This window comes from Rhizobium sp. WCS2018Hpa-16, assembly GCF_031843705.1.
In the GTDB taxonomy this organism is placed as follows: domain Bacteria; phylum Pseudomonadota; class Alphaproteobacteria; order Rhizobiales; family Rhizobiaceae; genus Agrobacterium; species Agrobacterium tumefaciens_C.
Map to the genome: position 1 here is coordinate 562,957 of NZ_JAVTIX010000001.1, position 12,828 is coordinate 575,784.

16 protein-coding genes and 1 tRNA gene are annotated in these 12,828 nt (G+C 56.0%); 9 read left to right on the forward strand and 8 right to left on the reverse strand.

Annotated features, from left to right (window positions below; translation table 11 throughout):
• Window positions 1-69: 69 nt before the first annotated feature.
• The 4 genes from RQI55_RS02690 to RQI55_RS02705 form a co-directional block, all read right to left on the reverse strand.
• A complete protein-coding gene (locus RQI55_RS02690; RefSeq protein ID WP_311272245.1) occupies window positions 70-291 on the reverse strand; it encodes a hypothetical protein in 222 nt (73 codons plus the stop codon).
• A 1-nt stretch (window position 292) separates the two neighbouring features.
• Entirely contained in the window at window positions 293-562 is a 270-nt protein-coding gene (locus tag RQI55_RS02695; protein WP_243255598.1) for a hypothetical protein, read from the reverse strand.
• Between the two features lie 171 nt (window positions 563-733).
• Window positions 734-809, reverse strand: a tRNA-Thr gene (locus tag RQI55_RS02700).
• Window positions 810-909: 100 nt separating this feature from the next.
• Window positions 910-1,263: a nuclear transport factor 2 family protein gene (locus RQI55_RS02705; RefSeq protein WP_243255637.1), complete on the reverse strand. Its 354-nt coding sequence runs from the start codon at window positions 1,261-1,263 to the stop codon at window positions 910-912.
• Window positions 1,264-1,622: 359 nt separating this feature from the next.
• Between RQI55_RS02705 and RQI55_RS02710 the strand changes: the two genes are divergently transcribed.
• Window positions 1,623-2,225, forward strand: a complete 603-nt coding sequence (locus tag RQI55_RS02710; RefSeq protein WP_243255638.1) for a J domain-containing protein — start codon at window positions 1,623-1,625, stop codon at window positions 2,223-2,225.
• A gap of 10 nt (window positions 2,226-2,235) precedes the next feature.
• Here the strand turns inward: RQI55_RS02710 and RQI55_RS02715 are convergent, their stop codons facing one another.
• The 4 genes from RQI55_RS02715 to hemB all read right to left on the reverse strand — a co-directional run bounded on the left by RQI55_RS02715 (window position 2,236) and on the right by hemB (window position 5,307).
• On the reverse strand, window positions 2,236-2,790 hold the full coding sequence (locus RQI55_RS02715) for a DUF922 domain-containing Zn-dependent protease (RefSeq protein ID WP_243256942.1): 555 nt from the start codon (window positions 2,788-2,790) through the stop codon (window positions 2,236-2,238).
• 72 nt (window positions 2,791-2,862) lie between these two features.
• The gene (locus RQI55_RS02720) at window positions 2,863-3,633 is read right to left on the reverse strand and encodes an arginyltransferase (protein WP_243255639.1); all 771 of its coding nucleotides are present in this window, start codon (window positions 3,631-3,633) and stop codon (window positions 2,863-2,865) included.
• A gap of 127 nt (window positions 3,634-3,760) precedes the next feature.
• The gene (locus RQI55_RS02725) at window positions 3,761-4,219 is read right to left on the reverse strand and encodes an RDD family protein (RefSeq protein ID WP_042616030.1); all 459 of its coding nucleotides are present in this window, start codon (window positions 4,217-4,219) and stop codon (window positions 3,761-3,763) included.
• 74 nt (window positions 4,220-4,293) lie between these two features.
• Window positions 4,294-5,307 (reverse strand): porphobilinogen synthase, encoded by a 1,014-nt coding sequence (gene hemB / locus RQI55_RS02730; protein ID WP_243255640.1) that lies wholly within the window; start codon window positions 5,305-5,307, stop codon window positions 4,294-4,296.
• A gap of 147 nt (window positions 5,308-5,454) precedes the next feature.
• Between hemB and RQI55_RS02735 the strand changes: the two genes are divergently transcribed.
• The 8 genes from RQI55_RS02735 to RQI55_RS02770 all read left to right on the forward strand — a co-directional run bounded on the left by RQI55_RS02735 (window position 5,455) and on the right by RQI55_RS02770 (window position 12,789).
• Window positions 5,455-5,892 (forward strand): DUF6163 family protein, encoded by a 438-nt coding sequence (locus tag RQI55_RS02735; RefSeq protein ID WP_243255642.1) that lies wholly within the window; start codon window positions 5,455-5,457, stop codon window positions 5,890-5,892.
• Window positions 5,893-6,124: 232 nt separating this feature from the next.
• Complete coding sequence (ldtR, locus tag RQI55_RS02740) at window positions 6,125-6,634, forward strand: transcriptional regulator LdtR (RefSeq protein WP_192064461.1); 510 nt, start codon at window positions 6,125-6,127, stop codon at window positions 6,632-6,634.
• Between the two features lie 313 nt (window positions 6,635-6,947).
• Complete coding sequence (locus tag RQI55_RS02745; RefSeq protein ID WP_243255644.1) at window positions 6,948-8,279, forward strand: murein L,D-transpeptidase; 1,332 nt, start codon at window positions 6,948-6,950, stop codon at window positions 8,277-8,279.
• Window positions 8,280-8,472: 193 nt separating this feature from the next.
• Window positions 8,473-9,762: a serine hydroxymethyltransferase gene (glyA, locus tag RQI55_RS02750; protein ID WP_243255645.1), complete on the forward strand. Its 1,290-nt coding sequence runs from the start codon at window positions 8,473-8,475 to the stop codon at window positions 9,760-9,762.
• A 158-nt stretch (window positions 9,763-9,920) separates the two neighbouring features.
• Window positions 9,921-10,400 (forward strand): transcriptional regulator NrdR, encoded by a 480-nt coding sequence (gene nrdR / locus RQI55_RS02755; RefSeq protein ID WP_042616025.1) that lies wholly within the window; start codon window positions 9,921-9,923, stop codon window positions 10,398-10,400.
• A gap of 3 nt (window positions 10,401-10,403) precedes the next feature.
• Complete coding sequence (ribD, locus tag RQI55_RS02760) at window positions 10,404-11,483, forward strand: bifunctional diaminohydroxyphosphoribosylaminopyrimidine deaminase/5-amino-6-(5-phosphoribosylamino)uracil reductase RibD (RefSeq protein ID WP_243255646.1); 1,080 nt, start codon at window positions 10,404-10,406, stop codon at window positions 11,481-11,483.
• Window positions 11,483-12,094 (forward strand): riboflavin synthase, encoded by a 612-nt coding sequence (locus tag RQI55_RS02765; protein WP_042616023.1) that lies wholly within the window; start codon window positions 11,483-11,485, stop codon window positions 12,092-12,094. The genes ribD and RQI55_RS02765 overlap by 1 nt, the downstream gene beginning before the upstream one ends.
• A gap of 62 nt (window positions 12,095-12,156) precedes the next feature.
• Window positions 12,157-12,789 (forward strand): LysE family translocator, encoded by a 633-nt coding sequence (locus tag RQI55_RS02770; protein WP_243255647.1) that lies wholly within the window; start codon window positions 12,157-12,159, stop codon window positions 12,787-12,789.
• The last annotated feature ends 39 nt before the right edge of the window (window positions 12,790-12,828 follow it).

Consider the following 12,828-nt stretch of genomic DNA (forward strand, 5'->3'; position numbering starts at 1 on the left):
CGGGTATCCCAGCCTAGGCCGGAGTAGTTGCGACTGAAGCGATCAACTGCAGGATGAAGCCAAGAAGCATTAGGAAAAGGCCGATTTTGCCCGAAACGAAAAAGCTTGCCTACGTTTTTCTGCTTTGACCTTCTTTTCACCTAGTGTCTCGCTGTCAGGGTAGCGATGATCATCCCCAACTACAATTCCGCCGCCGCCGCTGAAGTTTGGCTGAGGAAACGCGAAAAAGAAGACGATTGCTACGCCAGCGATATTAGCCACTAAGCCCGCGATATTGAGATAGATGCTCATTTCAAAAATCCCCCTTCCTCACGGCGATGATCTTTTGGAGCATATCAGTCTGACGCTCCGTAGCTGCACGAATCGCCTTTAACTGCGAAAGCATGTTCCCGAATGCCGCGATTATGAAAAATCCGACGACAGCGGGTAAGGCCCACGTCATTGACCCTAACAACGCGAGCAACGCATATTGGCTTGGGCCAGCTTTCACCATGACTGCAAGCAGGATCAAGGTAACAATGCCTATACCAACCCAGCCGACCACTTGAAGAAACTTATCCATTTGCAACCTCCATGCTCAAGGCAGCAACGTGCCAGAGCGTATTGCATGTTGCAAACAATGTCGCGTCGGATTGCCGATAGTCAGTGACGGCACCTACAAACCAGCCATTGTGGTTTGACACATACAGAGAAAAAGTTTTGGGGAGATAAGCACTTAAGTGCTTGAAAATACTGGTGCCCCCGACAAGGTTCGAACTCGTGACCCCCTGATTACAAATCAGGTGCTCTACCAACTGAGCTACAAGGGCATTCCAGTGCGGGTGGAATTATCAGATTCTCTGGTCGTGTAAAGTGGAAAAATGAATTTGATGCGGAAAAAGTTGTTGGAGGGTGATTTGGGGCGTCTGGTTAGCCTTGGAGGTAATAGAGGCGGTGGATGATGGTCCAGTTTCTGTCGCGCTGGAGGAGGGACAGATATTCGCCGAATTCTACGCCCGCCAGGCGGGTGGTGAGTTTGACGGAGGCGGTGTCGCCGTTCTGGTCTATGCCGTGGATCTGGAAGTTCGGCGCGTTCTCTGCCGCGCTCGCGTCAGCCGGGTGGATCTGGTGGATGAAATCTTCAAGCGAAAGCCAATCCGTGGCGCCTTCGTAATTTCCGACGATTGAGGCACGTGGGTCAAAGACTTCACGCAGGAGGCTCGCATTGGCATCAGTCACTGCTTGCACATAGTCTGTGATTGTCTGAGTGATTGTTTCCGACATGGTGGTGCCTTTCGCCAGAGTTATGAACGAGACTACAGCACGTTTTTAGAATACGCCAGAATCCTTTAAAACCAGTGGTTAACGCTCCTATTTAGCCGTGTTTTGCCTGTGCCGGGACCGTCCATGCCGACAGGCAATCCACATGTTTGTCGGCTGCGTTTTTTCCATTGCCATGCAGTGAACAAAATTGAGGGCGATGGCAGCATTGCTGCGGGTGCGCGGACCGATAAGTCGTTTTGCGTTCAAAACCGCAACAAAGGGGTGCCTAGGGCAGAGAAAATTTCGTATGATCTGTTTACGATCTCACCCGTTCGTTGCGGGTCAGGCCGATTTTTGTGAATGCGGGTACAGGTGTTTCGGTGATCGATCCTTATGTTTTGCTGGGTGTTGAGCGCAATGCGGATGATGCGGCGATCAAAGCTGCCTATCGCAAAGTGGCCAAGAGCGCCCATCCCGACAGCGGTGGCGACGCCGAACAGTTTGCCAAGCTGCAATTGGCCTATGACCTTTTGAAGGATCCCGTGCGACGCCGAGTCTTCGATGATACCGGATATGATCCGCAACTGGCTGATGCCAAGGATCTCAAGGGTCTGCTGATGCTGGAAACGCTGGTCAATGAATTCATTCTGGATGAGCGTGAACCCGGCAGCTTCGACCCCGTTGCCGCCATGCGCCGTAAGTTGACGGACGATATTCTCAAAAGCCGTTTTCACATTCTGGAACTGGAGCGCCACCGCACCCGGGTGCGCAAGCATATGGACCGTCTCGGCCGCAAGCCGGAAACGGATGTTCTGGGCTCCATGCTGCGTGCGCGCAGCCAGTCCATTGCCGATGCTATCAAGAATGCCGAGACCCAGATCGAGGTCATAGAGCAGGCCTACACGATGCTGGAAGGCTATTCCTATGAGCTTGAGATGGTGATTCTGTCAGAGCCGGTGCTGAAGGGCGAGGCCGCGGAATAGTCTGCGCCGTTCAGGGGCCGTTGACCAGCGTGAGAATGAGTTGATGCACGGCACCGCCATTTGAAAGCTCGTCACGGTCAAAATCTCGGCCACGCTGGCGTTGCTCGTTGGACAGTTCACCGAGACGCTTTTGCAGCACCTCGCGCACCTTCTGGCATTTCGGGTCATTTTCAGCGCGAAGGCCCACGCTGAAGGCCTCGATTTTTTTGACCATATCCAGAATATGCGTGCCATGCACACGCTCATGTGTTTCCACGCCGGATATGAAGCGCTGCCAGCTGGCAGCGACGGGTGAGGGCAGGTTCGCAGGTGCCTTGGGCCATGTGTAGATGATGGTGAGATTGGGCCGCGCTGTTGCCAGCACGCAGGCGCCATCCGGCTGAGGGCGGTAGTCTCGTCTCCACGTCAGCTTGAAGGTGGTGTGCGCCACAGCTTGAACACCTATCTGCGGGCCGCGCTCACCAATGGACTGGTAGAGTTCAAAGCCGGTCTGGCCGGTGATGGGATAGGTCTTGATCTGTTCGCTTGGGCTCCAGCCTGTCTGGGCATTCGCGCCTGAAGCCATAAGGGCGATCAGCGCGCCGGCGGAAAGAATGGTCTTAAATCGTATCGGCACGCTATTTCCTGCTTGTGGTCATCATGTCGTGCCCGAACTGTCGTCCGGCGCATAAAGCTCCCAGCCACGCGGGGTCAGATGTTCTTGCGGGTGGTAGCGGATCTTATAGCCCATTTTTTCAGAGCCGTTCACCCAGTAGCCGAGATAGACATGGGGCAGGCCCAGCTTTTGCGTGCGGGCTACATGATCAAGAATGAGAAACGTGCCAAGGGAGCGCTTCTCATAATCCGGGTTGAAGAATGAATAGACCATGGACAGGCCGTCACTCATCGTGTCGGTCAGCGCGACAGCGACCAGCTCACCGCGTTTGCTGTCATCGATACCCGCACCCGGTTCGCGCTTGCGGTATTCGATAACGCGGGTGTTAACGTGCGAATCTTCCACCATGACAGCGTAATCAAGAGCCGACATATCGGACATGCCGCCAGACTGATGGCGATGGTCAATATATTGGCGGAAAAGGGAAAATTGCTCGGTGGAGGGTTCCGCCTGGTGGACGGTCGAGACAAGATCGCTGTTGTGGCTCAAAACCCGGCGCATGGACTTTGTAGCCGCAAAGCCATCCACCAGAATGCGAACGGAAACGCAGGCGCGACAGGTCTCGCAAGCCGGACGGTAAGCAATGTTTTGCGATCGGCGAAAGCCGCCCTGCGTCAGCAGATCATTCATTTCCGGCGCGCGAGGGCCGACCAGATGCGTGAAGACCTTGCGCTCCAACTGGCCGGGCAGATAGGGACAGGTAGCCGGAGCTGTGAGATAGAATTGTGGTGAAGGCGTCGCCTGCGTGTTCATCGAACCCTGATCGCTCCCTTCGCCAGCCAAGCCTCTTGCATTAGAATGGCAAAAAGCTCCGAAACGTCAACTGGCAGATGTGGGTTGCACATCATTTTGACACAACCCACGCGGCTTTCCCCTGAGTTCAGGTTGTTCTGACGATAACCGTACCCAGCAGAAAGTCATGAAGCAAACGCGAGCGTTCGGTAAACAGGCCAGCCAGCAGAATCAGCGGCGTCAGAACCGAGTTGAGAATCCAGAACAGGGCGATGTGTACGGTCGACAACAGAAAATCGATTCGTCTGCCATCGACCCGTGCCATGGCGATGCCCGCTGCACGCATGCCCGGCGTTGCCTGTGCTGAACTGCCGAGCGTCATGCCGAAATACAGGATGGCGACGATGAAGAACATGGCAGGGAACAGCACGAAGCCGAGGCCAAGTGTGAGAACGCCGAGAAAGAAGATGATGACCGCTGCAGGGATGCAGAGTAGCAGCACAATCATATAGTCAATGATGAAGGCGAAGACGCGACGGCTCAGCACGCCGCTATAGGTGCGCCAGTCATCGGTGGGAACGTATGTTGTGTTCGGGTCGAGGCTCATCGACGGTGTCTCCTGTTCGGAAAATTATATGGTGTTGAAACCGCATAATGCAATGATGAGCCAATCGCCCCTTGTCATCCCCTCGCGAGTTTTTTGGCGGCCTCGATCGCGAAATAGGTCAGAATACCGTCGCAGCCAGCCCGTTTGAAGCACAGCAGCGTTTCCATCATCACGCGGTCGCCGTCGATCCAGCCATTCATGGCGGCAGCTTTGATCTGGGTGTATTCGCCAGATACCTGATAGGCGAAGGTAGGAAGGCCGAATGCTTCTTTCAGGCGCCAGCAGATATCGAGATAGGGCAGGCCGGGCTTGACCATCAGCATATCGGCCCCTTCCTCCACATCCAGCGCGGCATCGCGCACCGCCTCGGTGCCATTGGCGGGGCTGATATAATAGCTGTTCTTGTCACCCTTCAGCAGGCCGCTGGTGGAAATCGCATCCCGGTATGGGCCGTAATAGCCGGAAGAGAACTTCGTGGCGTAGGACATGATGCCCACATTCTGGTGGCCGCTCGCATCCAGCCCGCGCCTGATAGCGCCGATGCGACCATCCATCATTTCGGATGGAGAGATGATGTCAGAACCCGCATCCGCCTGCATGATCGCGGCTTTGACGACCTGATCCACGGTCTCGTCGTTTATGATCTCACCCTCGCGCAGAATGCCGTCATGGCCGTGGCTTGTGAAAGGATCGAGCGCCACATCGGTGATGATGCCGATGTTGGGGACCGCTTTCTTGATCGCCTGCGTTGCCACGTTGATCAGGTTGTTGGCTTCCAGAACCTGAGAGCCAGTTTCATCGCGCAAACCCATCTCGATATTTGGGAAGGTGGTGATGGCGGGAATGCCGAGATCCGCAGCTTCCTTGATTGCTTCCACCGCTCTGTCCACACTCATGCGATTGACGCCCGGCATGGACGGGATTGGCTCTAGAATATTGGTGCCCGGCACGATGAACACAGGCCAGATGAAATCATCCACCGTCAGCATGTTTTCGCGCACCAGTCGGCGGGTCCAGTCTGCCTTGCGGTTTCTGCGCATGCGGCGGTGGCCGGTGATGTGGTCCACGAGATGGGTCTTGTCGGTCATGTATATCTGCCTTTCCAAATATACCCTGCACATAACACAGGGAAAACGACATGCGAATGCGGCAGATCGTTGCGGGGTTTTGGCAGGCGAATTCCCGCAGATCAATATCTGCTGGTCGCGCCCGCCACAGGCCACTATCCTGACAGCATGGAACCTGATTCTCTACCGCATCCCAAGATGTCGCTTGCCGAAATTCTCTACATCACCTTTCTGAGGCTGGTGGCGCTTTCGTGTTTCTGGTTCGGCCTGCAATATTGGGCCATGTTGACGGGCTACTCCCTAAGCGGGCTTGCGCGCTTCGATATGCTCAACATGCCATGGCGTGTTGCCGGTACCAGCCTTGCCGTCGTTTTTCCTGTCGCAGCGCTCGGGCTTTGGCTTGGCGCGTCTTGGGGGGCGGTCATGTGGGTCATCGGTGCGGGCACCCAGATTGCCATGTATAAGGTCTGGCCGGATATTTACGGAAACAACAGCATAGTGCCCGTCATGCACGGCATCGTGTCAACGGTTTATATACTATTCCAGGTCGCTTTTTGGCTGGATGCGCGCCAAAATGACGAGCGCTCAAGAATTGATTTACCATAAAATTAAAGCAATTCAGCCCTGATTTCCCCCGAAAATTCGACCTAACCTATTGAAATATATAGGGACGATTGTGTCTTATTTGGACAGCTGCCGGGTCGCACCAAATGCCGATCATGCAAGTAACGTTTCGTTAATCCTGCATTTTAAGTAGAATTTTATGCGCATTGCTTAGATTTCCTCTCAAGGCGGGAAACAAACAAACACCGCCAAACAAAACAGTGAGGCAGTCATGATCAATAGCAAAGCAAAGCCACAGGCCGCAGTTTCCGACACACAGGACGAAACCATCCGCTCTCTTTACATGGAATCGCTCCACCTGGTTGAGCGCCTCCACCGCCGCCTGCTCGATGTCATCAAGGACGAGTTCGACCGTCAGGGTCGCGATGATGTCAACGCAGTTCAGGCGCTCCTGCTTTTCAACATCGGCACATCCGAACTGACCGCCGGCGAGCTTCGTTCGCGTGGCTACTACCTCGGCTCCAACGTATCCTACAACGTCAAGAAGCTGGTAGACCTCGGCTTCATCAACCACCAGCGTTCCCGCATCGATCGCCGCTCGGTTCGCATCAGCCTGACCGAGAAGGGCCAGGCCATCGCAGAAACCGTTGCAGGCCTCTACGAGCGCCACATCGGCTCCATCGAAAAAGTCGGCGGCATCGGCACCGGCGAGTTCGCCGAAATGAACAAGATGCTTCAGCGTCTGGACCGTTTCTGGAACGACTCGATTGCTTACCGCCTGTAATCGCTGGCCATAAAACAGCCTTCAAGCAAAGCCGGACGCGTCTCGCGTCCGGCTTGTTGCATTATTACGTGTCCCCGTTGCAAAATCACAGGCTGACACAGCTTCGTGAGTGCGCTTTAGGTGACACGAATTGGCCATATTGGTATGGGACCGCCACATGCTAGGAGCCGGCGGTGTCTCCCGTGTTCGCGTCATGCGTCATCCAAAAGTTTCGCATCGAGTTCATCCTGCCGGCAGGCACGCTATACGTGTTTGTTAACGATGTTGTTTTAGGCGTTGTAAAAGATGCCTGATGAAGTGGCTGGTAGGTGAAATGACAAAGAAAATCGTCTCTGAAGTATTATCCCGGCGCGCCATGCTGCGCTCTGCCGTTTCTCTCGGTGCTGTGGCTCTTGCCGCGCCCGCATTCGCGCAGGATGCGTTCAACGATCTCATCGGATCGTCGCGTCGTGGTAACTGGGACGACCAGTTTGATGCAAACTCATCGCGCTCTACTGCCGGTGTTGCATCCAACACACCTGTTCTCAGCCCGGAATCACCAGCCTATGTGCAGCAGGCCATGCTGCAGTATCAGCAGATCGTTTCGAATGGCGGTTGGCCAGAGGTTCCTGCAAGCCAGCAGAAGCTGCAGATCGGCGTCAGTGATCCTTCTGTTCAGGCACTGCGTCAGCGTTTGATGATCTCAGGCGACCTGCCGCGTGAAGCCGGTATTTCCAGCTCGTTCGATTCCTATGTGGATGGTGCGCTAAAGCGTTTCCAGGCACGTCACGGCCTTCCTGCCGATGGTGTGATCGGTGAGTATACGCTGAAGGCGCTGAATGTTTCGGCCCAGATTCGCCTCGCACAGCTTCAGACCAACCTTGTTCGCATCAACACGATGTCGGGCGATCTTGGTCCGCGCCATATCATGGTCAACATTCCGGCAGCCTCCATCGAAGCCGTTGAAAACAACCGCGTCGTGTTGCGCAACACTGCTGTTGTTGGTCGCGATACGCGTCCCACGCACATCATCAATTCCAAGATTTACGAGATCATTCTCAACCCTTACTGGACTGCGCCTCGCTCGATTATCGAAAAGGATATCGTGCCGCTGATGCGGAAGGACCCGACCTATCTGGAGCGGAACAACATCCGCCTTCTGGATGGCAAGGGGCAGGAAGTGTCTCCAACGACAATCGACTGGAATGCGCCGAAGGCTCCGAACCTGATGTTCCGTCAGGATCCGGGCAAGAACAACGCCATGTCTTCGACCAAGATCAACTTCCACAATCCGAACAACGAATACATGCACGACACGCCGCAGCAGGGCCTGTTCAACAAGCTGATGCGCTTTGAATCGTCTGGCTGTGTGCGCGTGCAGAATGTTCGCGACCTCACATCCTGGATGCTGCGCGATACGCCGGGCTGGTCGCGACAGGAAATCGAGCGGGTCATTGCCAGCCGCGTCAATACGCCGATCAAGCTGGCGCAGGAAATTCCCGTGTACTTCGTTTACATCACGGCGTGGTCTACACGTGACGGCGTCGTGCAGTTCCGCGACGACATCTACAGCAAGGACGGCAATGCCGAACTGGCACTGAACACGACCAACACCATGGAGCAGCCATCTGGTTCGATCGAGGACGACCTTATTCCTCGCAACTGATCCATTGTGCTGATGACATCTAAAGCCGCGTTTTCTTTGAGCGCGGCTTTATCTTTTGGAGGGCGGCGGCGTCGGAAAGATTGAATTATTCTGACAAAGTCGCAGTTTGACGGGCAAATCTCGCAGGCTGTCTTGCTCTTGGAAGGGCAGGGCGCTAAGACGCCATCGCATTACTGTTTCAGGAGCTTTCATCATGACGAACACAGATGCCTTCTTCTCCAGTCCGCTCGCCGACGTCGATCCAGATATTTTTGGCGCGATCGAGAAGGAGCTCGGTCGTCAGCGCCACGAGATCGAGCTGATCGCCTCGGAAAACATCGTTTCCCGCGCTGTGCTTGAAGCGCAGGGCTCGATCATGACCAACAAGTACGCCGAGGGCTATCCTGGCAAGCGCTACTACGGTGGATGTCAGTTTGTTGACATTGCCGAGGAACTGGCCATCGAGCGTGCCAAGAAGCTCTTTGGCGTCAACTTCGCCAACGTCCAGCCTAACTCCGGTTCGCAGATGAACCAGGCCGTGTTTCTCGCGCTGCTTCAGCCGGGTGACACCTTCATGGGTCTGGACCTGAATTCCGGTGGTCACCTGACGCATGGTTCGCCTGTCAACATGTCCGGCAAGTGGTTCAACGTCGTGTCCTACGGCGTTCGTGAAGGCGACAACCTTCTCGATATGGAAGACGTGGAGCGCAAGGCACGGGAAACCAAGCCGAAGCTTATCGTTGCTGGCGGCACGGCTTACTCCCGCGTCTGGGACTGGAAGCGCTTCCGTGACATCGCTGATGAAGTCGGCGCTTACCTGATGGTCGACATGGCGCATATTGCCGGTCTGGTCGCCGGTGGTCAGCATCCTTCGCCGTTCCCGCATTGCCATGTTGCCACAACGACAACGCATAAGTCGCTTCGCGGTCCACGCGGCGGCATGATCCTGACCAATGACGAGGGTCTGGCGAAGAAGTTCAACTCCGCCGTATTCCCCGGTTTGCAGGGCGGCCCGTTGATGCATGTCATCGCTGGCAAGGCTGTTGCATTCGGTGAAGCTTTGAAGCCTGAATTCAAGGATTACGCTGCTCAGGTCGTGAAAAACGCCAAGGTGCTGGCTGAAACGCTGATTGAAGGTGGTCTGGATGTCGTTTCCGGCGGTACCGACAACCACCTGATGCTGGTCGATCTTCGCAAGAAGAACGCCACCGGCAAGCGTGCGGAAGCTGCTCTTGGTCGCGCTTACATCACCTGCAACAAGAACGGCATTCCGTTCGACCCTGAAAAGCCTTTCGTTACCTCCGGCATCCGTCTGGGTACGCCTGCTGGTACGACACGCGGCTTCAAGGAAGCGGAATTCCGCGAGATCGGCAATCTGATCGTCGAGACGCTTGACGGCCTCAAGGCTGCCAATTCCGATGAAGGCAATGCAGCCGTTGAAGCTGCCGTTCGTGAAAAGGTCGTCGCGCTGACGGACAGGTTCCCGATGTACCCGTACCTGTAACCGTCTATTCCATAATTGCCGCTGGTGGGCTGCAAATGGCAATTTCTGCGCTTCCGGTGCTCACGTACTTTAAGTACGCTGCGCTCCGGTTCTCGAAATCACCATTTTCGCCACACCAGCAGCAATTCTTGAACAGACAGTGAGATGAGGATTAAGTAATGCGCTGCCCTTTTTGCGGCTCGGAAGATACGCAGGTCAAGGACTCACGACCGGCGGAGGATAATACCTCCATCCGCCGGCGGCGCATTTGCCCGGATTGCGGCGGTCGCTTCACGACTTATGAGCGCGTGCAGTTGCGCGAGCTGATGGTCATCAAGAAAAGCGGCCGCAAGCTGCCGTTTGATCGTGAAAAGCTGGTGCGGTCTTTTGAGATCGCACTGCGCAAACGTCCTGTGGACCGCGACCGCATAGAGCGCGCCGTTTCAGGCATTGCACGTCGTCTGGAAAGTTCCGGCGAGACGGAAATTCCATCCGAAGAAATCGGCTTGCAGGTGCTTGAGGCGCTGAAGGGTCTCGATGACGTGGCGTTCGTCCGCTACGCCTCTGTCTATCGCGATTTCAGCCACGCTGAAGATTTCGAAAAGGTCATTTCGGAGATCAACGCCAAGATTGCGCGTGACACGGACGCCGGTGCGTAAGTTATGACGTCTCGCGCCGATGATGAGAAGTTTATGGCGCGTGCTCTCGAGGTCTCGCGCCTCCATGCGGGCCTCACCGATACCAATCCCTCCGTCGGCTGCATCATCGTCAAGAATGGTGAGATCATCGCCGAAGCCGTGACCGCCATTGGCGGTCGTCCCCATGCGGAAAGACAGGCGCTGGAAATCGCGGGCGAAGCGGCGCGGGGCGCAACGGCCTATGTGACGCTTGAGCCCTGTGCCCATTTTGGCAGAACCCCGCCCTGCGCAAACGCCCTTGTCGACTTTGGCATTGCCAGGGTTGTGGTCGCTGTCGATGATCCGGATCATCGAGTTTCCGGGCGCGGTAATCAGATTCTGCGCGACGCCGGGATAGAGGTCGAGACCGGAGTGCTGCGCCAGGAAAGCAAGCGGGCACTGGCAGGATACCTCACGCGAAAGCTGAAGAAACGACCGCGTGTCATATTAAAGATTGCGGTTTCTGCTGACGGCATGATCGGCAGGCTCGGTGGAGGGCAGGTGGCAATCACCGGTCCTGAGGCGCGTCATGCTGTACATCTTTTGCGCGCGCGTTGTGATGCAATCCTTGTCGGTCTTGGGACTGCCGCAGCTGACGACCCCGAACTCACCGTGCGCATTTCAGGACTTGAGCATCGCTCGCCTGTGCGGATCGTGATGGATCGACGTTTGGAACTGCCGCTGAGTTCAAAGCTTGTGCGCACGGCGCGCGATGTGCCCGTCGTGGCGGTGGCAGGGATTGAGACAGACCTCGTGTCGAGACGCGAAGCGCTGATGGCTGCGGGTGTCGACGTTCTGGAAACCTCCACACTCGCCGACCTCCTTGCCGTTCTCGCAGAGCGGGGAATGTCGGAGCTTCTGGTTGAGGGCGGCGCACGCGTTGCGAAAGCCTTCCTTGAGGCCGGTCTAGTGGATCGCATCCTTTTGTTTGAAAGCCCTGTGGTAGTTGGTGAGGGTGGGGTTGAAAGCCCGCTCCAGCGTGCCGATATCCCGCAGGAATATACCTTTGTCGGCGAGACCGCTTACGGGCCGGATCGCTGTTTTGAATTTGAAAGGCCGCTTTGATGTTTACCGGAATTGTCACCGATGTCGGAACCGTCGCTGAAGTCGAAGCGCTGCCGGAAGGTGTGCGCCTGCGTGTTGCCACGGCATACGACCCGAAAACCATCGATATCGGCGCATCGATTTCCCATGGCGGCGTGTGCCTGACGGTAACGAAGCTGCCAGACGCTGGCAGCAACGAGCGCTGGTTCGAGGTCGAAGCCTGGGAAGAAGCTTTGCGCCTCACCACCATCTCGGGCTGGAAAAAGGACACGCGCGTCAACCTCGAGCGAGCGCTAAAGATCGGTGACGAACTCGGTGGCCACATCGTCTCCGGCCATGTGGATGACAAGGCCGAAATCCTGTCCATCGAGCCTGAAGGCGAAGCGGTGCGCATCCGCCTGCGTGCCCCTGCCCACCTTGCAAAGTTCGTGGCGCCCAAAGGCTCCATCGCGCTTGATGGAACGTCTCTCACCGTCAACGCCGTCAATGGCACGGACTTCGACGTGCTCCTGATCCGCCACACGCTCTCAGTCACAACATGGGGCGACCGCCAGCCGGGAGATTTCGTGAATTTCGAGGTCGATACGATGGCGCGCTATGCGGCCAGACTTGCTGAGTTTCCTGCTGCATAAATGTCGGACCTGATGTAACTGTCATAGTGCTGCAAATGCGGTGGGGCAGTTGGGGGATCGATATGCCGTCTTATGAGTTGCTGACTGCCTTTTTTATAACGACGGCACTGTTTGCCTATATTCCCGGCCCGGCCATGCTTTATGCAGCGGCGCAGACTATGGCACGAGGGCGTTTTGCGGGGCTGATGGCCGTGCTTGGCATCCATGTGGGCTGCTATTTTCACATTATTGCAGCGGCAGCGGGTTTATCCGTGCTGTTTCAGGCCGTGCCGTGGCTTTATTTTGCGGTCAAGCTTTGCGGCGCGCTCTACCTGAGCTGGCTTGGCTTTTCCATGCTGCGCAGCAAGATGGAGGGCAAGGACGTTGACCTGACGTTTCAACCGAAATCGGCAAGGCGAGCGTTCATCGATAGCATCATTGTTGATGTGCTCAACCCGAAAACCGCACTGTTCTTTCTGGCCTTCCTGCCGCAGTTCGTTGACCCGGCAGCGTCATTTCCAATCTGGCTGCAGTTTCTGATCCTTGGCATTGTGGTCAACATCATTTTCTCGTCGGCTGATCTGGTCGGTGCGCTTCTGGCGGGCGAGATGGTCGGAAGATTGAAGCGTTCCAGCGGCATCCAGACCATGGTCCGGCGCGGGGCGGGCGCTGTTTTGATGGGGTTGGGTGTCCATCTTGCTTTCCAGAAAAGCTGATCGTCCAAGCCTCTCAAACAACTGGACGCGCCTGCCATG